Source organism: Actinomadura rayongensis, from assembly GCF_009831215.1.
In the GTDB taxonomy this organism is placed as follows: domain Bacteria; phylum Actinomycetota; class Actinomycetes; order Streptosporangiales; family Streptosporangiaceae; genus Spirillospora; species Spirillospora rayongensis.
In genome coordinates this window covers 319,336-339,457 of record NZ_WUTW01000004.1, presented here as the reverse complement: position 1 = coordinate 339,457, position 20,122 = coordinate 319,336, and the positions used below count along the sequence as shown (strand labels likewise).

Sequence of the window (20,122 nt, the reverse complement as noted above, 5' to 3'; positions counted from 1 at the left end):
CCCCGGTTTCGCGCGGATTCCGCCATCCCTGGTGTGTCGTCCCTGCGATCACATCGTCACGGAACGTAGTGTGGCGGACCGGTTCGCACGAGTCCCCGGGCGGGGCGAGGGATGGCGGAAGGGCGACGGATGACGGGCTCCACCGGGGAAACCACCGGCGAGATCGTCGGCATCGGCCCGTTCGGCCGGCCGGCGCCGCGCGTCGCGGTGGCGGTCGCGCGGGCGGGCGGGCTCGGCGTCCTGGACCTCGGCACCGACCGGCAGGTCGCGCTGGCCGCGCTCGCCGAGGTCGGGCGCTGGTGGCGCGGCCCGTTCGGCGTCCGGGTCCCGGCGGGCTGCGGGGTGCGGCCGGACGAGCTGCCCGCCGCCGTCCGCGCCGTCGTCCTGGCCGGGACCGTCCTGCGCTCCGACGCCGCCGCCGCGTACGCCGCGGGCCGCCGCGCCCTGCTGGAGGTCACCGATCTCGGCGAGGTCGCCGCCGCGCTGCGCCTGCTGGACGGCGACGGGCCGCCCGGCGGCCTCATCGCCCGCGACTCGCTGCTCCCGCGCCTGCTCGCCGGGTCGCGGCTGGCCCGCCCGGTGTACGCGGCGGGCGACCTGGACCCGGCCGGGGCGGCGCGGGCGGTGGCCGACGGCGCCGCCGGGATCGTCCTGGACCTGCAGCTCGCGCTCGCCCGCGAGACCGGGCTGCCCGCCGACGTGGCCGCCGCGCTCGCCGGGAACCCGGCCGCGTCCCCGGCCGTCCGGCACAAGACGGCGGGCGGGGTCGTGCGGGCGTTCCGCGCGGCGATCGACGCCCGCGTCCACGGCGGCGCCGCGCCCGCCCGGCCCGCGCCGCTCGACATCGCGGTCGTCGGGGTCGGGTGCGCGTTCCCCGGCGCGCCGGACGCGGCCCGGCACTGGGCGCACGTCGTCGCGGGGACGCGCCCGCGCCCGTCCGCCGCGCCCGGCGGGGACCCGGCGCGGCTCGCGCTGGACGTCGCGGGCCGCGCGCTCGCCGACGCCGGATACGCCGACCGTCCGTTCGACCGGGCCCGCACCGCCGTGATCGTGGGCGCGGACGGGGGGATCGCGGCCTGGCTGGCGTCCCGGCTCGGCCTCGGCGGCACCGCCTACACCGTGGACGCCGCGTGCGCGTCCCCGCTCGCCGCGCTCGACGCCGCCTGCAAGGAACTGGCCGCCGGGACGAGCGACACCGTGCTGTGCGGCGGCGCGGCGTCCTTCGACGGCGCCCGGGGCGGTCCGTTCGCCGCCGCGTGCCTGGTGCTGAAGCGCCGCGCCGACGCCGAGCGCGACGGCGACCGCGTCCACGCGCTGGTCGCGTCCGTCGGGACGGGCGCGGACCCGCTGCCCGCCGCCGGGCTGGTCGAGGCGCACGGCGTGGACCCGGACGCGCTCGCCGCCGTCCACGCCGCCGCCCCGCCCGGCACCGCGACGCTCGGCGCCGTCACGTCCCGGATCGGGCACACGCGGTGCGCGGCGGGCCTGGCCGGGCTGGTCAAGGCCGCGCACGCCCTGCACACCGGGATCCTGCCCGCGACGCCGCACGCCGTCCCCGGCGGTGGGCCGTTCGCGACGGGCGACGCGGCCCGTCCGTGGCCCGCCGAGCCGGGCGCGCGGGTCGCGGCCGTCAGCGGCGCGGGCTTCGGCGGGACGGTCTTCCACGCCGTCCTCACCGGCTACGACGGCGCGCCCGACCCGGTGTCCGGGCTGGACGCCTGGCCCGCGGAGCTGTTCCTCGTCCGGGGCGCCGACCGGGACGCCGCCCTCGCCCGGCTCGCCGCACTGGCCCGCCGCGACGGCGTCCGGCTGCGCGACCTCGCCCGCACGTGCGCGGCCTGGACCGGTCCGGTGCGGGCCGCGCTGGTCGCCACCGGACGCGCCGACCTGCTCGCCAAGATCGACGCCGTGCGCGCGGCCCGGCCCGCGCCCGGCGTGTTCCCCGCGACCCCGGCGCCCGGCGCCGTCGCGTTCCTGCACCCGGGCCACGACGGCGCGCCCGCACGTCCGCCCGCCGACCTGTTCCTGGCGTTCCCGCGCCTGCGGCGGCTGCTGCGCCTCGCCGGACCGGACGGCGTCGCCGCGCTGTTCCCGGCTTCGGGGCCGCCCCGGCGGCGGGACGCGCCCGCGCTGGTCGGCCTCGCCGTCCATCGGCTGCTCACCGAACTCGGCGTCCGGCCCGACCTGGCCGCCGGGCACGGCGCCGGCGAGCTGGTCGCGCTGTGCGCCGCCGGGGTGATCGCCGAGAGCGACCTCGTCCCGCTCGGCGCCGCCCGCGCCGCCGCGCTGCGCGACGCCGCGTGCGCCGCCGACGGGGACCCCGGCGGTATGGCCGCCGTCGCCGCCGCGCCCGGCACGGTGCGGGCCGCGCTCGCGGGCATTCCCGACGTGGTCGTCGCGCAGCACAACGCGCCCCGCCAGGTCGTGGTGTCCGGCCCGACGGCCGCGCTGGACCGGGCCGTCGCGGCGCTCGCCGCGCGCGGCCTGCCGGTGGAACGGCTCGCGGTCGACTGCGCGCTGCACGGGCCGTCCGTCGCGGGCGCCGCCGCGCCGCTGCGCCGCGCCCTGGCCGGACGCGACCTGCGCTCGCCCGCGTTCCCCGTCTGGTCCGGCGCGACCGCCGCCCCGCATCCCGCCGAGCCGGGCGCGCTCGCGGCGGCGCTCGCCGGGCAGGCCGCCGCGCCCGTCCGGTTCGTGGAGCTGGTCGAGGCGATGTACGCGGCGGGCGCGCGGGTGTTCGTGGAGACCGGGCCGGGCGACGCGCTCACCGGCCTCGTCGGGGAGATCCTCGGGGACCGGCCGCACCGCGCGGTGGCCTGCGACGTCGCCGGGGAGCCCGGCCTGCCGCGCCTGCTGCTCGCGCTCGCCGAACTCGCCGCCGCCGGGGTGCCGGTGGACGCGTCCGCGTTGTTCGCCGGACGGGACGCGGTCGTGCTGCCCGACGTCCGGCCCGCCGAGCCCGTCCGGCACGTCGTCCGGACCCGGGACCTGCCGCCGCTGCCCGTCCCCGAGCCCGCGCCCGGCCGGTTCGCCGGGCGCAGGTTCGTCGTGGCCGACGACGGCGGCGGCGTCGCGCTCGCCCTCGCCGACCTGCTCGAACGCCAGGGCGCCCGGGTCACCACGCCGCCCGACGCGGGCGGCCCGTGCGACGGGCTGATCCATCTCGGCGCGCTGCGGCCCGGCGCCGCGCCCGTGCTGCCCGGCGCGTACGCGGGGATCCGCGCGGCGCTCGCCGGGGGGCCGCGCTGGGTGCTGCTGGCGTCCGGCGGGGAGGCGGGCGCCGGGCTCCAGGGCCTCGCCCGGACGCTGGCCCGCGAGTACCCGCGCGTGCGCGTCCGGTCGGTCGAGGTGGACGCCAAGGAGCGCGCGCCCGCCGCGCTCGCCGCCCTGCTGCTCGCCGAACTCCTCGACGCCGAGGGACCCGTCGCCGTCGTCCATTCCGGCGCGGCCCGGCTCGCGCCGGAGGCCGTCCCGGCCGCGCTGCCCGCCCCGCGCGGCGGACTCGGCCTGGACGGGCGCTCGGTCGTCCTGCTCACCGGGGGAGCGCGCGGCGTCCCGGCCCGGGTCGCGCGGGCGCTGGCCGCGACCGGCTGCCGGCTCGAACTCGCGGGCCGCGCGCCGCAGCCGCCGCCCGAGGACCCCGCGCTCGCCGCCGCCCGCGACGAGGCCGCCCTGCGCCGCGTCCTCGCCCGGCGGACGTCCGGGGACGTCGACCGGGCCGTCCGCCGCGTCCTCGCCGAGCGGGAGATGCGCTCGACGCTGCGCGACCTCGGCGCGTCCGTCCGGTACCACCAGGCGGACGTGCGCGACGCCGCCGCCGTCCGCGCGCTCGTCGCCGACGTCCGCCGCCGCCACGGCCGCCTGGACGGGGTCGTCCACGCCGCCGGGCTCGCGCCGGACCGGCTCGTCCGCGACATGTCGCCGCGCCTGTTCGACCGCGTCTACCGGACGCGCGTGGACGGCGCCCGCGCGCTCGCCGCCGCCGTCCCGCGCGGCCTGCGGTTCTTCGCCGTCCTCGGCGGCGCGGGCCGGGCCGACCACGCCGCCGCGCACGACGCCTGCGCCGCGCTCGTCCCGCTCTGGCGGGAGGCGCTCGGCTGCCGCGTCCTCGCCGCCGACTGGGGGCCGGGCGACGCCGACGCCGCCGTGCGCGTCCTGCTGCACGAGCTGGCGCACGGGGACGAGCCGCGCGTCGTCCTCGCCCCCGCCCCATGACCCGTACCCGTGCCCGCCGAGAGGACAGCACATGACCGCGACCACCGTCGCCGAGATCACCGGCCTGCTCGCCGGGATCGCCGGCGAGCGGGCCGCCGCCCGGATCGGACCCGGCACCGCCCTGTTCGGCGACCTCGCGCTGGAGAGCGTCGAGTTCGCCGCGCTCGCCGGGCAGCTGCGCGAACGCTACGGCGCGGACGTCCCGGGCCTGCTCGCCGCGCTGGACATCGACGCGCTGATCGGGCTGACCGTCGGCGAACTGGCGGCGTACGTCGACGGGGGGACGCGGTGAGGGCGCGCCGGGTCCAGGTGCCGTCGCTGGACACGATCATGGGCAGCGCGCCCGTCCCGCCCGAGGACGAGGGGCCCGAGCGGCGCCGGTTCCTGTTCGCCGTCCCGCCCGTCGCCGGGGCCGTCGCGCCCGCCCGCGCCGTCGCCGACGAGCTGGCCGCGCGCGGCCACCGCGTCGCGTGGGCCGGGCACCGCGGACGGCTGGAACCGCTGCTGCGCGGCGGGTCGCGGGTCTTCCACGCCGAGGACCCCGCCTGGACCGCCGCCCTGGACACCGCCCGCCGCGAGGGCCGCGACCTGCGCGGGCCCGCCGCGCTGCGCTTCCGATGGGAACGCCTGCTCGTCCCGCTCGGCCACGCGATGCTGCCCGGCGTCGAGAACGCGATCGACCGGTTCCGCCCGGACGTCGTCGTCGCCGACCAGCACGTCCTCGCCGCCCCGGTCGCCGCGCGGCGGCGCGGGCTGCCCTGGGCGACGTCGGCGTCCACCTCGGCCGAGTTCACCCGGCCGCTCGCCGCGCTGCCGCTCGTCGAGGAGTGGATCCGCGACCTGATCGGCGGGTTCCAGCTCGACAACGGCATCGAGGACCTCGTCGACCTGCGGTTCTCCGACCACCTCGCGCTCGTCTACAGCACCGCCGCGCTGTTCGGGGACGTGTCCTACTTCCCGGACCACGTCGCGTTCGTCGGCCCCGCGCTCGGCCGCCCGCCGCGCGGCGACTTCCCGCTGGACCGGCTGGACGGACGGCCCGTCGTCCTCGTCACGCTCGGCGGCGCCGACGGCCCGGCCGCCGCGCGGTTCCACCGGGCCGCCGCCGACGCCGTCGCCGGGATGGACGTCCAGGCCGTCATCGTCGCGACGGACGCGCAACTGCCCGACCCGCCGCCGAACGCCCTGGTGTTCCCGCACGTCCCGCAGCGGGCGCTGCTGGAGCACGTGGCGGCCGTCGTCTCGCACGGCGGCCACACCACGGTCACCGAGGCGCTGGCGCACGGGCTGCCGCAGGTCGTCGCGCCGATCCGCGACGACCAGCCCGTCGTCGCCCGGCAGGTCGAGGCGTGCGGCGCCGGACGGTCCGTGCGGTTCGGCCGGTGCACCGCCCCCGAGCTGCGCGCCGCGCTCGCCGACGTGCTCACCGGCCCGTCCTACCGGGCCGCCGCCGTCCGCGTCCGCGACTCCTTCCGCGCGGCGGGAGGGGCCGCCGCCGCAGCCGACCGGCTGGAGAAGCTGACGTGACCGCCGCCGGCGCCGGCACGGCCGACCCGGTCCCGCCGCCGGAGATCCGGCTGACCGCCGACCTGTTCGGCCGCGTCAACGGGAGCGCGCCGCAGACCGTCCGGCACGTGCGCGGCGGCTGCACGCTGCTCGCGGGCCCGGACGGCGCCGCGCTCGCCCTCGCCCTGCCGTGGGGCGCCGTCGTCGCGGCCGGACGGTCCCGCGACGGCCGCGTCGACCTGTCCTCGGCGAACCGGCACACCGACCGCTTCACCACCGGGCCCGACCATCTCGCGGCGACCGTCGCGGCCGGGGCCGTCCCCGCGTGGGCGGTGCCCGCCGTCGCCGCGCTCACCGCGCACTCCGTGCCGCCGCCCGCCGCGCGGATCGTCCTGAACCGGGAGCTGCCCGAGGCGCTCGGCCTGGTGGACGGCGGCGCGGCGCGGTGCGCGGTGTCGCTCGCGCTCGGCGACCTGTACGGGCCGCCGGTCGGGCCGGGACGCCGTCCGCACGACCCGTCCTACACGGCGTCGCTGCGGGCGCGGGAGGCGCACGCGCTGTTCGTCGCGGGCGGCGAGATCCGGCACCTGCCGTGCGATCTGGCGGCGGCCGGGCTGCGGCTGCTGATCGCCGACCTCGGCCCGGACGCGCCCGCGCCGCCCGCCGGGCCCGCGCCGCTCGGCGTCGTGGACCGGGCCGCCGCCGTGCTGCGCACCGGGAACGTCGCCGAACTCGGGCCGCTGCTCACCGAGGCGCACCTGCCGGGCTCGCGGGCCGCCGACGAGGCGCTGGCCGCCGCGCGGGCGGCGGGGGCGTTAGGCGGACGGGCGCTCGGCCGCTGCGTCGTCGCGCTGGTCCCGCTGACGGCCGTGCCGGGCGTCCGCGCGCTCATCACCGAAAGTCTCGGCCGGGCGCCGCGCTTCCGCCTGGCCACACCGTCCTAGTCGCGCGGCGGGACGCGCAGCAACGCCGCCTCCACCAGCTCGACCGCCGCCGCCAGCGCCACGAGCCGCGTCCCCTCGGCCCGGTAGGCGTCCAAGACGGCCTCGACGCCGTGCGGCGGCACCGTCGCGCTCAACTCCACCCGGGCCGACCGGAAGCCCTCGCGCGCCGCCGTCACCGACGCCGCGACGTGCTGGCGCGCCATCCGCGCGAGCGCGACCGGATACCGGCGCAGCACCCCGTACCGCCGGTACTCGGGCGGGACGATCTCCAGCAGCCACGCCAGCGCCGTCTCCTCGAACCCCTCGGCGCCCGGCGGGCGCACCTCGCCGGGCCATCCAGGCGGTACCTCGGCCCCCACGGGACAGATCAGGCGGACGTGCCGGAACCGCCGCCCGGCCCGCGCCGGATGCGGATCCGCCCCGAGTCCAGGTCGTCGCGCCCCCCGCCCTCCTGGCGGTGGTCGTCCTGCCGGCGCACCTTCTGCGCCTCCTGCTCCTCCTGCTTGACCTTGCGGGAGCCCTCGAACGCGGAGGCGAGGTCCTCGAACATGCCGCCGCCGAACCCGGCGCCGGTCTCGCCGTCGCCCCGGATCGCGCCCATCAGCGACGACCTGCCGGTGCCCTCGGTGGGCCAGTCGACGGTCTCCTGCTCCACGGGCGCGCGCCTGACGGCCGCGCGCCCCTTGACGCGCCTGCGGCGGCGGAAAGGTGACTTCACACACACTCCAACGCGATGAGCCGGCATTTTGATCCCGCCGACCGGGCGGACGGACGGCGGAGCCGCCCCGGGTCGTGCCGCGCCGTCCCCGGCCGCGCGCCGGAACGCGCTCACCTGGGACTCCGCGACCTCCACACCCTAGCCGCCGGCGGCCCCCGGCGCCGACCTCCGCCCGCTCCGGCGGCACCCCGCCGGGCGGTAGCCTGCCGGTCGTGCGCCTCTCCGACGTCTTCGCGGCCCTCGACGAGTTGTACCCGCCCGCCTGGGCCGAGTCCTGGGACGCGGTCGGGCCCGTCACCGGCGATCCGGACCAGGACGTCCGGCGCGTGCTGTTCGCCGTGGACCCGTTGGCTGCGGTCGTGGCCGAGGCCGTCGCGTGGAACGCCGACCTGATTGTGGCGCACCATCCGCTGCTGCTGCGCGGGGTCACCGGGGTGGCCGCGACGACGCCCAAGGGACGGGCCGTCCACACCCTGATCCGCAACGGCGTCGCGCTGTTCACCGCGCATACGAACGCCGACGTCGCTTACCCCGGCGTGTCGGACGCGCTGGCCCGCGCGGTCGGGGTGACGGGGGAGCTGCGCCCGCTCGTGCCGTCCGCCGATGATCCGCGCCGGGGGCTCGGCCGCGTCGGGACCCTGGCCGAGCCCGTCACGCTCGCCGCGTTCACCGCCGCCGTCGCGCGCGGCCTGCCCGCCACGGCGTGGGGCGTCCGGGCGGCGGGCGATCCCGGCCGGACGGTCGCGACCGTCGCCGTCTGCGGCGGCGCGGGCGACTCCCTGCTCGGTGCGGCCCGCGCCGTCGGCGCCGACGTGTACCTCACCGCCGACCTCCGCCACCATCCCGCGACCGAATTCGCCGAACAGGACGGCCCCGCCCTCGTGGACGCAGCACACTGGGCGACCGAGTGGCCCTGGCTGGCGGACGCCGAGCGGCGGCTCACCGAGCGGCTCGGTCCGGGCACACTGGAGACCAGGGTGTCCACGCTCGTCACCGACGCGTGGAGCCTGCACGACGAAGGAGTGAAGTGAAAGCCGCACCGGACGCGCAGAAACGCCTGATCGACCTCCAGGAGCTGGACGGCTCGCTGGACCGGCTGGCCCACCGCCGCCGCACGCTGCCGGAGCTGGCCGAGATCGAGCGGCTGGAGGCCCGCCGCACCGAGCTGCGCGACGCGATCGTCGCCGCCGAGACCGAGGTCGGCGACCTGGACCGCGAGCAGCGCAAGGCCGAGCAGGACGTGGACCAGGTCCGCGCCCGCGCCGACCGGGACCAGAAGCGGCTGGACTCGGGGCAGATCACGTCCGCCAAGGACCTGAGCGGCCTCCAGACCGAGATCGAGTCGCTGCACCGCCGCCAGTCCGACCTGGAGGAGGTCGTGCTGGAGATCATGGAGCGCCGGGAGGCCGCCGACGCCCGCGTCGCCGCGCTGCGCGCCGAGCGGGAGAAGGCCGAGGAGGAGCTGACCGCGCTCCAGGCGCGCCGCGACGAGGCGCAGCAGAAGATCGACTCGGAGGTCGAGCTGACGACGGCCGCGCGCAAGGGCGTCGCCGGGGATATTCCGGACGATCTCCTCGCGCTTTACGAGAAGCTGCGCGGCCAGTTCGGCGGCGTCGGCGCAGCCGTCCTGCACCGGGGGTCGTGCCAGGGGTGCCGCCTCACGCTCAACACGGTCGACCTGAACCGCATCCGCGCCGCCGCGCCGGACGAGGTGATCCGGTGCGAGGAGTGCCGCCGGATCCTCGTCCGCACGGCCGAGTCGGGCCTGTGACCGGACGGACGCTGATCGTCGAGGCCGACGGCGGGTCGCGGGGCAACCCGGGGCCCGCCGGGTACGGCTCGCTCGTCCGGGACGCGCGGACCGGCGAGGTCCTGGCCGAGCACGCCCGGTCCATCGGGCACGCCACCAACAACGTCGCCGAGTACCGGGGGCTGATCGAGGGGCTGCGGCTCGCGGCGTCGATCGACGCCGGGGCGCGCGTCGAGGTCCGGATGGACTCCAAGCTCGTCGTGGAGCAGATGGCGGGCCGCTGGAAGGTCAAGCACCCGGACCTGGTCCCGCTGGCGCTGGAGGCCCGCGAGATCGCCGGGACGCTCGGGTCGGTCGCGTACGGCTGGGTGCCCCGGGCGGACAACGCGGCGGCCGACCGGCTCGCCAACGAGGCGATGGACGCCGCCGCGCGCGGCGAGGAGTGGGAGCGCTCGGGCGCCGCGCCCGCGCCCGCCGCGACGCCGGGATGGTCGGGGGCGACGACCGCGCCGACGACGACGCTGCTGCTCCGGCACGGCGAGACGCCGCTGTCGGTGGAGCGCCGCTTCGCCGGGACGGGCGACTTCCCGCTCACCGAGAACGGTCGCGCGCAGGCCCGTGCCGCCGCGCGGGCCCTCAAGACGGCCGGGCTCGACGCGATCGTCACGTCCCCGCTCGTCCGCTGCCGGGCGACGGCGGAGGAGGTCGCCGCCGCGACCGGCGCGCCCGTCCGCGTCGAGCCCGGCTTCCGCGAGACCGACTTCGGCGCCTGGGAGGGCCTGACGTTCGCCGAGGTCGGCGAACGCGACCCGGACGCGCTGCGGGCCTGGCTCGCCGACCCCGCCGTCGCCCCGCCCGGCGGGGAGAGCTTCGCGCAGGCCGCCCGGCGGGTGGACGCGGCGCTGGACGAGCTGACGGCGCGGCACCGGGAGCAGCTTGTGCTCGTGGTGTCGCACGTGACGCCGATCAAGCTGCTCGTCCGGCGGGCGCTCGGCGCGCCGATGAACGCGCTCTACCGGATGCACCTGGACGTGGCATCGCTGTCGTCCGTCCAGTGGTACGCCGACGGGCCCGCGGTCCTGCGCGCCTTCAACGACACCCACCACCTCGGCTGACCGGAATTCCTGCCGCGTCCACTATCCTCTGGGTACGGCGGACGAGCCGGCCGGACGGTCGCGTCGGGGAGCGATCCCCGTCGAGGAAAGTCCGGGCTCCACAGGGCAGGGTGGTCGGTAACGCCGACCCGGGGCGACCCGCGGGACAGTGCCACAGAAAGCAGACCGCCACCGGCGCGCCGGTGGTAAGGGTGAAACGGTGAGGTAAGAGCTCACCAGCGCCCACGGTGACGTGGGCGGCTCGGTAAACCCCACCCGGAGCAAGGTCAAGAAGGAGAGCGCCAGTTCTCCGCGCAGGCGTTCGAGGGCGGCCCGCCCGAGCCTGCGGGTAGACCGCTGGAGGCCGTCGGCAACGGCGGCCCGAGATGGATGGCCGTCACCCGCCGCGAGGCGGGGACAGAACCCGGCTTACAGGCCGACTCGTCCGCCGTCCCACCTGGGTGATTGGGCCGGGTCGGCCGGGGAATCGGGTCATCATGGCGAAACTGACCCTGCTTCACCAGATGCCCGCGCGGCTGGCCGCCGGGGCGTTCATCCTCAACTCCGGGCTGAGCAAGTCCGGCGCCGACGAGAAGACCGCCGCCGGGATCCACGGCATGGCCGCCGGGACCTATCCGTTCCTGGGGAAGATGGACGCCGAGGAGTTCACCCGGCGGCTGTCCCAGGCGGAGATCGCGCTCGGCGCCGCGCTCGTCCTGCCGTTCGTCCCGTCGCTCGTCGCGGGGGCGGCGCTCACCGCCTTCGCGGGCGGCCTCGTCGGTCTGTACCTGAAGACGCCCGGCCTGCGCCGCGAGAACAGCCTCCGCCCGACCGAACAGGGCGTCCCGATCGCCAAGGACACCTGGCTCCTCGGCATCGGCGCGAGCCTCGTCCTGGACAGCCTCACCCGCCGCCACTGACCCCCGCGCCGCCGGCGGGCTCGGGGCGTCATGCGGGCGTGCGCTGTGCGCAGGCGGGGACGGGGTGCGTACTCCCGGGGGCTTAGGGCGGGTGTCGCCCGGTGGGGGACGCGGACGGGCGGGTCGTGCGCCGACGATGAGGGCCGATCGCTCGTCCGGAGCGGCGGCCCGGTCCCGTGCGCCGCCGCGCGACCCTGGGAGGACCGTTGGCGCACACCGTGGAGGGGCCGCGCAACCCGCGCCGGCTGCTGCTGCTGTTCGCCGTGGCCGTCGTCGTCGGGACGGTCCTGGTCGTCCCCTACGCCACGCTGGACATGGACGGCGGCCGGGTCGAGGCGCACGGCGTCCACTACGCCCTGCTGGTGACGCACATCTTCACGGCGTTCGTCGCGCTCGTCCTCGGCCCGCTCCAGTTCCTGCCCGCCGTGCGGGCGCGGCGCCGGGTCCACCGCGTCCTCGGCCGCTGCTACGTGTTCGCCGGGGTGCTGCCGTCGGCGGCGGCGGGCGTCCCGGTCGCGCTGCTGTCGGGACGGCTCCTCACGCAGATCGGCCTCACGATCCCGGCGCTGCTCTGGCCGGTGACGGCGTTCCTCGCCGTCCGCGCCGCCCGCCGCGGGGACCACGCCGCGCACCGCGACTGGATGACCCGCAACTACGCGCTGACGTTCCTCGCCGTCACGTCCCGGATCCTTGTTCCGTTTCTGCTGCTCGCCCGCCTGGCGATCGAGGGCACCCCCGCCGGCGGGCGGCAGGCCCTGGTCGACGGCACGATCCCCGTCGGCCAGGCCCTCGGCTGGATCGTCAACCTCGTCCTCGTCGAGTACCTCATCCGCCGCCGAAGGGCGGCAGCCCCCGCCGTTCCGCCTTCAGCACCGCGACCTGCGTGAACGAGTCCGTGATCGTCCCGTCGTCCAGCAGCGCGCCGAGCCGGGCGGCGTCCGCGAGCAGCACCCGGTCGATGCCCTCGCCGCCGCCCGGACGCGGGGGAGCGTCGATCCGCGCCCAGAACAGGCCGACCTCGCCCGACGTCATGCCCGTGTCGGTGTGCAGGGTGCCGAGCGGCTCGACGACCGCCGGGGGGACGCCGACCTCCTCCGTCAGCTCCCGCGCCGCCGTCTGCGCGCCGGTCTCGCCCGCCTCGGCGAACCCGCGCGGGAACTCCACGTGCCAGCGCCGCGTCGCGTGCCGGAACACGCGCAGCAGCACCGCCTTGCCCGCGTAGACCGGGAAGACCACCGACCCGCCGTGGTGGGCGGGGACCGTCCGGACGTAACCGGCGACCCGCCCGTCCGGGAAGCGCACCGGGTCCCGGACGAGCGTGACGTACGGGTCCCGGTAGAGCACGCCGTACGGGCCGCCCTCCGGCGGGATCTCGTCCAGGATGGGGAACGGGGCCGCCGACGGGTTGCCGAACAGGCCCGGCCGCGCCGCGCGCAGCCGGGCGTACTCCGCCAGCGCGTCGTCCGGCGCCGTCCCTCGCCCTCGCTCGACAGGTCGGAGCCGGTCACGCCGGGATCAGTGTCGGCCGCCTCCCGGGTCAGGTACGCGATCAGCTTCCCGGCCTCCCGGTACGGGTCGTCCATCCGCAGGTCGAGGAGCTGGGCCGTGGTCTCGATCCGGTGCCGCGCCCGGCCCGCGAGGAAGCGCCCGATGCCGAGCCGCAGCGTCACCCGCGCCACCCGCGACCCGGCCAGCGCGCCGAGTTCCCCGGCGACCTGGAACCCCAGCGCGTGACCGTTCAGATACATGACATTGATCGTAAGGGAGCCGATGTCGATCGCGATCTCCGTCAGCGCCTCGAAGCGCCGCCCGCCGCCCTGCGCCCAGTTCCGCGCGTGGATCTCCTCGGCCTTGTTCATCATCTCCAGGTAGGCGCGGCTGATCGCCACGACGCCGATCTCCGGGTCCGTCAGCGCCTGCACCGACGGACGCTCCAGCAGCCCGGCGAGCGCGTTGCGGTAGGCGCGCCACTCGCGTTCCGCGCGGACGTCGCGGATGTCGGTCAGCGTGAGCCGGTCGAGCGTCGGCACGGCCTCCAGCAGCCCCTGGACCTCCTCGAACGCCAGCGTCCGCAGCGCGTGGATCAGCTCGTCCGCGTCGGTGGTCTGCGGGGGCGCGGCGTCGCGCCGCCGCCGGGCGAGGGCTAGGCCCTCCTGGAGCGCGGTGCGGCGGGCCGTGTCGCTCGGGGTGAGGGTGAAGACGTCGAACGCGTCGGCGAGGTTGGTGTTGTACTTCAGGTCGACCAGCTGCTTCACGGTCGCGACGTGCGGCTGGGACGGGTCGTACTGCCGCTCCGCGACGTTGATCCCGGGCTTGGTCACGAACCGCTCGTACACCCGCTGCCGCGTCACCGGGCGGTCCTCGGACGTCTCCTCGAACGCCCACCGCGCGATCTCCTTGAGCCGGAGGAGGGCGCTCGCCGCCTCCTCCTGGTCCAGGTCGAAGTCGCGGCGCAGCGCGGACGCCTCGAAGTGGTTGAAGCCGGTGAGGAATTCCGCGTAGCCCCGGTAGGCGGCGCGGGCGAGGTGGTCGTTCTCGCGGTCGTCCCAGGACAGCCGCAGGCAGGAGATCTCGGTGCTCTCGGCGATCCGGCGCCACGCCGCGAAGCCCGCGCCGACGTCGAACGCCACGTCGTCCTCGGGCAGCGGCGAGGTCTCCTGGAGGAGCAGCGGGACGATCACCGCGCCGGCCAGCAGCTCCCGGAACGCCCGCTCGTCGGGGCCCTCGGTGAGGTAGTCGGAGTAGACGGCGTGGCTGTTGTAGAAGTACGCCCGGTTGACGATGATCTTCTCGGCGTTCAGCAGCGAGCGCAGGTACTCGCGGCGCGCCCGGTCGGCGTGCTCCCGGGCGACGCGCTTGGACATCCCGCCCTTCGCCAGCGACGCGCCGAGCAGCTCCCGGTCGAGCCACTGGTTGTCCAGCGCCTGCGGGACCGCCGCGATGGTCCCGGCGAGATCACCGGACAGGAGCTTCGTGAAACTGACGTCACCGACATGCCCGGTGGTCAATGATCCTCCTCTGCCGCGACGGTTCTCTCTTCAGTGAGACGCAGCATGGCAGCGCGGAGATCCCGGTCCGGCGGGATGGCCGTTCGTGGCCTCGTCCGGCGGCCGGAGCGGTGGATTTTTCGTTTGTGGGCGGGGTGTGGCGAATTACCGGAGAATTCGGGTCGCCGGACACAAAGTCGTGCGGTGGCGCGGCCTACCGTGAGGAACACGGCCGGTCGGCGGCGACGACCGGCGGCGGCCGGCGGGGCGCGACGAGCCCCGCGGAGAGGAGTGCAGATGATCGTCCTTCTGCCGGCGCTCGCGCTGGTGCCCCTCCTGCTCATCGGCTGGCTCGTGGACTTCGCCCGGGCCAGCCGCAACGACTCCCTGTTCCAGCCGGCGTCCTCGGCGCACGCGCGCCGCGCGCGGCGGCTGACCGGCATGTACGTGCGTGGCGGGAACCTCCCCGCCGCCGCGCGCGACGACGAGCGGCTCGTGCGCCGCTGACGGGGACGGGCCGCCCCGCACCGGAGCGGGGCGGCCCTGCCGCGTCCGGGGTTGGATGGAAGGCCCGTCCGAGCCGTCGGGGGCCGGACGGGCTGATGCAGGCCGTCCGCGGACCGGGACGGGCCCGGGCGGATCGTCAGGGGCTCGGGACGGGGAGCCAGGGGCTAGGGGCGGGGCGCCAGGGGGCGGCGTCAGGGGGCGTCAGGGGGCCGGGACGGGTTCCTGCGGAGGTGTGCCGGCGACGGGGGCGAACGCGCGGGTCTCGCGGTTCAGGGCGCTGACCTCGGCGGACTCCAGGTCCAGGTAGAGGCCGACCAGTTCGACGTCCCCGGCGTCCACCATCGTGCGCAGCCACGGGTAGGTGAGCAGGTTGTCGAGCTGCTGCTCCACGTTGATCTGGCAGAGGCGGGCGAGCGGCGCGCGCTCGTCGGGGCCCTCGTCCAGGAAGCGGGCGAGGCTCCGGTGGCCGTGGCGCAGCCAGTGCGTCAGCGAGCGCAGGTGCTCGACCTCGGTGCCGCCCGCGAGCAGGGCGGCCATCGCGCCGCAGTTGGAGTGGCCGCAGACGGTGATCGTCCGGATGCCGAGGACGTTCACCGCGTACTCGACGGTCGCGGCCACCGAGTCGTCCGGCGTCCGGGAGCCGAAGCGCGGCACGAGGTTGCCGACGTTGCGGTTGATGAACAGGTCGCCGGGGCCGCTCGCGGTGATGATGTTGGGCACCACGCGCGAGTCCACGCACGTGATGAAGAGGTGCTGCGGCTTCTGCGCGAACGCCAGCTCGGCCATGATCGGCCGGACGAGCGGCGCCATCGTGCCGTGGTAGTCGCGGACGCCGTCGAGCAGCACGTCGCTCGGCGAGACCCCGGGCGCGTCGAGATCGGCCGGGGCCCGGCGCTTCCGGTTCGCCCAGGGGGCCCACCAGCGCTGGGACGAAGGGCGCGATGCGGACGAATCACCTGTCACATCTCTTTCATACCAAATGAAAAGGGTCACCGCGCGGTGCGGTGACCCTTCCCTCAGAGCGAGACCGGAGCGCGCCGGTCCGGCGCGGACGCCGTCAGCGCCGGTAGTCGCGGTGGTTCTCCCAGTCGTCCTGCGGGGAGCGCGGCTCCTGGCCGGGATAGGACGACCCGTACCGGCCGCCGTTCTCCGGCGCCGGGGTGCCGGGCGCGGCCGGGTAGCCGCCCTGCTGGTCCTGGTTGCCGGACGACGGCCCGAAGTACCCGCCGCCGTACGCCTGGGTCGCGTTCGGGTCGTAGGCGGGCGCGGGGGTGCCGCCCGTGCCGAGGGGGTCGCTCGAACCGCTGTAGCTGCTGCCGCTGAAGTCGCCGTAGCGGCCCGGCTCGGACGGCTGCTCGCCCGTCGTCCCGTAGGAGGACGACCCGCCGTACGTGGGGCCGGTGCTCAGCGGGTCGCCGTAGGGCGAACTCGGGTAGCCGTCGCCGGACGTCCCGTACCCGCCCGTGCCGCTGGTGGAGTACCCGCCGCTGGACGTTCCGGACGATTCGGTGTCGTAGGACGGCGTGGACGGCGCCGACGACGACCACGAGGACGAGGACCCGCCGTACGTCGGCCCGGTGCTCAGCGGGTCGCCGCCGAGCGGGTCGGGCAGCCCGCTCCCGTAGGACGTGCTCTGCGTCTCGCCCGACGAGGCCGGGGTGGCGGGCGCGGCCGGGGTGCTCGCGGACCGCTGCCGGTCGGACTGGATGCGCTGGAGCAGCTCGTCCACGGTCGGGAGCTTGCTGCCGCCGTCGGTGTCCGCGGCGGCCGGCTGCGGCGCGGCCGGGGTGACCGGCGGGGTGACCGGCGGCGCGGGCGGGGGCGTCGCGGGCGGCGGGGCGAGCGGCCCGGAGTCCCAGCTCGCGGCGGGCGCGGCGGGCTCCTCGGAGCGGCCGAGCGGCAGCCCGAGCGGGTCGGACGGCCGGTCGAACGACGACGCCGGGGACGGCGTCGCGGCGGGCGGCACCGACAGCCCCCCGCCGAGCGGGTCGCCGCCGTACGGCGAGGAGTCGTAGGACGGCGCGGGCTCCGGCGTGCCGTACGTCGGCTGGGAGTCCGGATAGGACTCGCCGTAGCCCGGCTTGTCCGGGTAGCCCTGTTGCTCGGTGCGCCCGTAGGAGGGCTGGTCGTACGACGGCTGGTCATACGAGGGCTGGTCGTACGAGGGCTGCTGCTGCTCGTACACCGGCTGGTCGTAGGACGGCTGGTCGTAGGACGGCGGCTCGACCGGGAGCGGGTCGCTGGCCGTCGCGGACGGGTCGGCGCCGAACGCGGCGGGCGCGAACGACCCGGGCGCCTGCTGCGGGCCGGTGGAGCCCGGCACGCCGTTCGGGAACATGTCCGCCGGGACCGGCTGGGTGAGGCCGGGCGGCTCGACCGCCTGCGGACCGGTCTGGGGGCCGGTCTGCGGACCGGGCTGCGGAGCCGCCTGCGCCGCCTGGACGTTCAGCGGATCGGCCGCCGGGTCCGGCTCGCGGCGGTCGCCCGCGTCGTCGTGCTGCCAGGGGAACTTGGGCTTGTCGAAGGTGATCGTCGCCCAGTAGTCGTCGTCCTCCAGCTCGTCGCTGGAGCCGCCCCGGGACGGGGCGGCCGACGCGGGGGAGGGCGGGGCGGCGAGCGGCCCGCCGCCACCGCCGGCGACGCGGCGGTCGAACTCGGGGGCCTCGGCGGGCGCGCCGGGCTGCGGACCGGCGCCGTAGCCGTCGGCGTCGTGCCCGTAGCCGTCGTCGGCCTGCTGGTCCGGGACGGGGGGAGCGGCGCGTCTGCCGCGGCTCTGCTGCGGCTCCTCGTCCATCCAGTCGTCGTCGTCCTGCCCGGCTCTGCTGGCGCGCAGCCCCAGGGCGACGAGGATCACCACGAGGACGACGACCACGATCAGGCCGAAGACCACGATGTAAGAAGTCATGCCACCACCCAATGCCTTGGCCCGGCGAGAGTCCCAGGCACGGACCACGGGGCCGTGCCCATTGTCGCAAGCAGCCGGTTTCCCGCGGACCTAGATTGATTCTGGCCGACCGCTATGACCGTTGTCACACCCTTCGTGCACATCTACCCTCACATGGCGGTGTGCCGTACGGCCAGTCCGGCCGGACGGCGCCTGTCTGTCGGCCGGTGTCCCGGATCGGGACCCCGGCGGCGTCGCGGGCGGGACGGCCTCATGACTGAACGCGCCTACCTGCCGCCGAGGTTCCCGGTGATCCTGCCCCGGGCGATGACGTGCTCGGCTATCGCGGCGAGCGAGTCCTTGAGCGGTGCCCCGTTCGCGAACGGCGCGGGGGAGTTCAGGGCGTAGATGGTGAACCGGTAGCGGTGCCGTTCCCCCTTGGGCGGGCACGGCGGCCTGTAGCCCACCTTCTTGCCGGTGTTGAGCCCCTCCACCGTCTTGTCCAAATGGGTGCCCTCGACGAGTTCCTGCCTGTTGCCGTCGATGCCCGCGTACACCCAGTGCACGTAGGCCCCGTCGCTGGCGTCCGGGTCGTCCATGACGATGGCGAACGACCGCGTGCCCGTCGGCGCCCCGGACCACCGCAACGGCGGGGTCCGGCCCAGGGCGTCGGAGCCAGAGTACGTCGCGCAGGCGAACCGCGTGGGCAAGTCGCCGCCATCGTGGAACGCGGGGCTGGTCACGGTGAAACCGTCGGAAAGCTCGGCGCTGGCGTTCTCCGGCAGGCCGACCGTTCCGCAGCCGCTCAGCAGCGCGGTGAGCGCGAGCGCGCCCGCCGCGGCCAGGGCCGGGCGTCGGTCAATGCTCATGATGCTTCGTCCCGCGTCGCACGCCCGCGCGGGCGCCCCCTTCCTCGTCCGCCCCAACCATAGAGTGTGCGGCGGGGTGGGGCGGGACTTCGGCTCGCGGCTCCGCGCGCCCGGCAGATTCGTGGTGTGACGTTAGTCATGCGTGGTTTGCTGCTGGATGACCGTTTCTGGGAGAAGGAGTGGCGAAGTTCACGCCCTGGGCGCGGTCCAATTTGCCGGTACGGAAAGAACGGGCGTTCTTTCATGGATACCGGTTGGCGTTTGGTCCGTGCCATCGGCTAGCTTGTGAATGTCTTCACAAGCCGACCGTGAACATTGGAGGGCCGCAATGGCCAGGACCGCCGAGGGAACCCCTGGCGCTCCCCACATCCTCATCGTGGGTGGCGGCTATGTGGGCATGTACACCGCTCTGCGACTGCAGAAGAAGCTGCGCCGCGAGCTGAAGACGGGCGACGTCAGCATCACCGTCGTGGACCCGAACTCGTACATGACGTACCAGCCGTTCCTTCCCGAGGCCGCCGCGGGGAACGTCTCCCCGCGCCACGTCGTCGCGCCGCTGCGCCGGGTGCTGCCCCGCTGCGTCGTCCGCAACGCCCGCGTGACCGAGCTGAACCACGCCGAGCGATGGGCGATCGTCCAGCCCCTCGCCGGGCCGCCGGAGCGCATCTCCTACGACTACCTCGTCATGGCGGCCGGTTCGGTCTCCCGCACCCTCCCGATCCCCGGCCTCGCCGAGAACGGCATCGGCTTCAAGACCATCGGCGAGGCGATCCACCTGCGCAACCACGTGCTGGCGCAGCTGGAGATCGCCGAGTCGACCGACGACGAGGAGATCCGCCGCAAGGCGCTGACCTTCGTGTTCGTCGGCGGCGGCTTCGCGGGCGTCGAGGCGCTCGCCGAGCTGGAGGACATGGCCCGCGGCGCGGTCCAGTACATGCGCAAGGTCACCCCGCAGGACCTGCGGTTCGTCCTCGTCGAGGCCGCCGACCGCATCCTGCCCGAGGTCGGCCCGGACATGGGCCGCTGGACGGCCGAGCAGCTCCGCGGCCGGGGCATCGACGTCAAGCTCAAGACGTTCCTGCAGTCGGCCGTCGGCGGCGTGATCGAGTGCTCGGACGGCAGCAGCTTCCCGGCGGGCACGCTGGTCTGGACGGCCGGGGTGAAGGCGGCGCCGGTCGTCCGCAACTCCGACCTCCCGCTGAACGAGCGCGGCCAGGTGAAGGCGACCGAGTACCTGACGGTCGAGGGCGTCGTCCGCGCGTTCACCGCCGGTGACAACGCGGCCGTGCCGGACCTGACCCAGGACGGCATGTTCTGCGCCCCGAACGCCCAGCACGCGGTGCGGCAGTCGAAGGTGCTCGCGGACAACCTCGTCCGGGCGCTGCGCGGCAAGTCGCTGAAGCCGTACGTCCACAACAGCGTGGGCTCGGTGGCGGGCCTCGGCCTGCACAAGGGCGTCGCGAACACCTACGGGATCAAGGTCAAGGGCTTCCCGGCCTGGGTCATGCACCGCACGTACCACGTGTCGCGCGTCCCGACCTTCAACCGCAAGGTCCGCGTCCTGGCCGACTGGACGCTCGCGCTGTTCTTCAAGCGCGAGACCGTCTCGCTCGGCAGCATCGAGCAGCCGCGCGCCGAGTTCGAGCTGGCCGCGACGGCGGACGCCAAGCCGAAGGAGAACGCGGCCTGACCCGCCCGTTCTCCCGGCCGGACGCCCCGGTGGTCCCC

The 20,122-nt window shown here is 76.3% G+C and carries 18 protein-coding genes and 1 other RNA gene; 12 read left to right on the top strand and 7 right to left on the bottom strand.

The window, feature by feature from the left end:
• Positions 1 to 129 precede the first annotated feature (129 nt).
• The 4 genes from GQ466_RS20765 to GQ466_RS20750 are packed head-to-tail and all read left to right on the top strand — an operon-like array spanning position 130 to position 6,665.
• Complete coding sequence (locus tag GQ466_RS20765) at positions 130 to 4,215, top strand: type I polyketide synthase (protein ID WP_161104651.1); 4,086 nt, start codon at positions 130 to 132, stop codon at positions 4,213 to 4,215.
• Positions 4,216 to 4,246: 31 nt separating this feature from the next.
• Positions 4,247 to 4,507: an acyl carrier protein gene (locus GQ466_RS20760; protein ID WP_161104650.1), complete on the top strand. Its 261-nt coding sequence runs from the start codon at positions 4,247 to 4,249 to the stop codon at positions 4,505 to 4,507.
• Complete coding sequence (locus GQ466_RS20755; protein WP_337193560.1) at positions 4,504 to 5,742, top strand: glycosyltransferase; 1,239 nt, start codon at positions 4,504 to 4,506, stop codon at positions 5,740 to 5,742. Before GQ466_RS20760 ends, GQ466_RS20755 begins: the two co-directional genes overlap by 4 nt.
• The gene (locus GQ466_RS20750; protein ID WP_161104649.1) at positions 5,739 to 6,665 is read left to right on the top strand and encodes a hypothetical protein; all 927 of its coding nucleotides are present in this window, start codon (positions 5,739 to 5,741) and stop codon (positions 6,663 to 6,665) included. Before GQ466_RS20755 ends, GQ466_RS20750 begins: the two co-directional genes overlap by 4 nt.
• Here GQ466_RS20750 and GQ466_RS20745 read toward each other — a convergent pair.
• Entirely contained in the window at positions 6,662 to 7,024 is a 363-nt protein-coding gene (locus tag GQ466_RS20745; protein WP_161104648.1) for a hypothetical protein, read from the bottom strand. The genes GQ466_RS20750 and GQ466_RS20745 overlap by 4 nt on opposite strands.
• An 8-nt stretch (positions 7,025 to 7,032) precedes the next feature.
• A complete protein-coding gene (locus GQ466_RS20740; protein WP_161104647.1) occupies positions 7,033 to 7,383 on the bottom strand; it encodes a DUF6191 domain-containing protein in 351 nt (116 codons plus the stop codon).
• 212 nt (positions 7,384 to 7,595) lie between these two features.
• Here GQ466_RS20740 and GQ466_RS20735 point away from each other — a divergent pair, with 212 nt between their 5' ends.
• The 6 genes from GQ466_RS20735 to GQ466_RS20710 all read left to right on the top strand — a co-directional run bounded on the left by GQ466_RS20735 (position 7,596) and on the right by GQ466_RS20710 (position 12,034).
• Positions 7,596 to 8,414: a Nif3-like dinuclear metal center hexameric protein gene (locus GQ466_RS20735; protein ID WP_161104646.1), complete on the top strand. Its 819-nt coding sequence runs from the start codon at positions 7,596 to 7,598 to the stop codon at positions 8,412 to 8,414.
• Complete coding sequence (locus GQ466_RS20730) at positions 8,411 to 9,154, top strand: CT398-like coiled coil hairpin domain-containing protein (RefSeq protein WP_161104645.1); 744 nt, start codon at positions 8,411 to 8,413, stop codon at positions 9,152 to 9,154. Before GQ466_RS20735 ends, GQ466_RS20730 begins: the two co-directional genes overlap by 4 nt.
• Positions 9,151 to 10,248 carry a bifunctional RNase H/acid phosphatase gene (locus GQ466_RS20725; RefSeq protein WP_161104644.1) on the top strand — a complete coding sequence of 366 codons (1,098 nt, stop codon included), beginning with the start codon at positions 9,151 to 9,153 and terminating at the stop codon, positions 10,246 to 10,248. Before GQ466_RS20730 ends, GQ466_RS20725 begins: the two co-directional genes overlap by 4 nt.
• Before the next feature lie 42 nt (positions 10,249 to 10,290).
• Positions 10,291 to 10,675, top strand: an RNA gene (rnpB, locus tag GQ466_RS20720) — RNase P RNA component class A.
• A 49-nt stretch (positions 10,676 to 10,724) separates the two neighbouring features.
• Positions 10,725 to 11,147, top strand: a complete 423-nt coding sequence (locus GQ466_RS20715; protein ID WP_161104643.1) for a hypothetical protein — start codon at positions 10,725 to 10,727, stop codon at positions 11,145 to 11,147.
• Between the two features lie 206 nt (positions 11,148 to 11,353).
• Positions 11,354 to 12,034 carry a DUF2306 domain-containing protein gene (locus GQ466_RS20710; RefSeq protein ID WP_237418187.1) on the top strand — a complete coding sequence of 227 codons (681 nt, stop codon included), beginning with the start codon at positions 11,354 to 11,356 and terminating at the stop codon, positions 12,032 to 12,034.
• Here GQ466_RS20710 and GQ466_RS20705 read toward each other — a convergent pair.
• Positions 11,973 to 12,341: an NUDIX hydrolase gene (locus GQ466_RS20705; protein WP_337193571.1), complete on the bottom strand. Its 369-nt coding sequence runs from the start codon at positions 12,339 to 12,341 to the stop codon at positions 11,973 to 11,975. The two genes, GQ466_RS20710 and GQ466_RS20705, sit on opposite strands and share 62 nt — an antisense overlap.
• Positions 12,245 to 14,155, bottom strand: a complete 1,911-nt coding sequence (locus GQ466_RS31830) for a hypothetical protein (protein ID WP_237418186.1) — start codon at positions 14,153 to 14,155, stop codon at positions 12,245 to 12,247. The genes GQ466_RS20705 and GQ466_RS31830 overlap by 97 nt, the downstream gene beginning before the upstream one ends.
• A 276-nt stretch (positions 14,156 to 14,431) precedes the next feature.
• Between GQ466_RS31830 and GQ466_RS20700 the strand changes: the two genes are divergently transcribed.
• Positions 14,432 to 14,641 carry a hypothetical protein gene (locus tag GQ466_RS20700; protein WP_161104641.1) on the top strand — a complete coding sequence of 70 codons (210 nt, stop codon included), beginning with the start codon at positions 14,432 to 14,434 and terminating at the stop codon, positions 14,639 to 14,641.
• A 201-nt stretch (positions 14,642 to 14,842) separates the two neighbouring features.
• Here the strand turns inward: GQ466_RS20700 and GQ466_RS20695 are convergent, their stop codons facing one another.
• From GQ466_RS20695 to GQ466_RS20685, 3 genes are all read right to left on the bottom strand, one after another.
• Positions 14,843 to 15,604 (bottom strand): carbonic anhydrase, encoded by a 762-nt coding sequence (locus GQ466_RS20695; protein WP_337193559.1) that lies wholly within the window; start codon positions 15,602 to 15,604, stop codon positions 14,843 to 14,845.
• 94 nt (positions 15,605 to 15,698) lie between these two features.
• Complete coding sequence (locus tag GQ466_RS20690; RefSeq protein WP_161104640.1) at positions 15,699 to 17,546, bottom strand: hypothetical protein; 1,848 nt, start codon at positions 17,544 to 17,546, stop codon at positions 15,699 to 15,701.
• A gap of 266 nt (positions 17,547 to 17,812) precedes the next feature.
• On the bottom strand, positions 17,813 to 18,394 hold the full coding sequence (locus tag GQ466_RS20685) for a YbhB/YbcL family Raf kinase inhibitor-like protein (protein ID WP_161104639.1): 582 nt from the start codon (positions 18,392 to 18,394) through the stop codon (positions 17,813 to 17,815).
• Between the two features lie 328 nt (positions 18,395 to 18,722).
• On the opposite strand from GQ466_RS20685, the gene GQ466_RS20680 reads away from it, so the two are divergent.
• Complete coding sequence (locus GQ466_RS20680; RefSeq protein ID WP_161104638.1) at positions 18,723 to 20,084, top strand: NAD(P)/FAD-dependent oxidoreductase; 1,362 nt, start codon at positions 18,723 to 18,725, stop codon at positions 20,082 to 20,084.
• Positions 20,085 to 20,122: the final 38 nt, after the last annotated feature.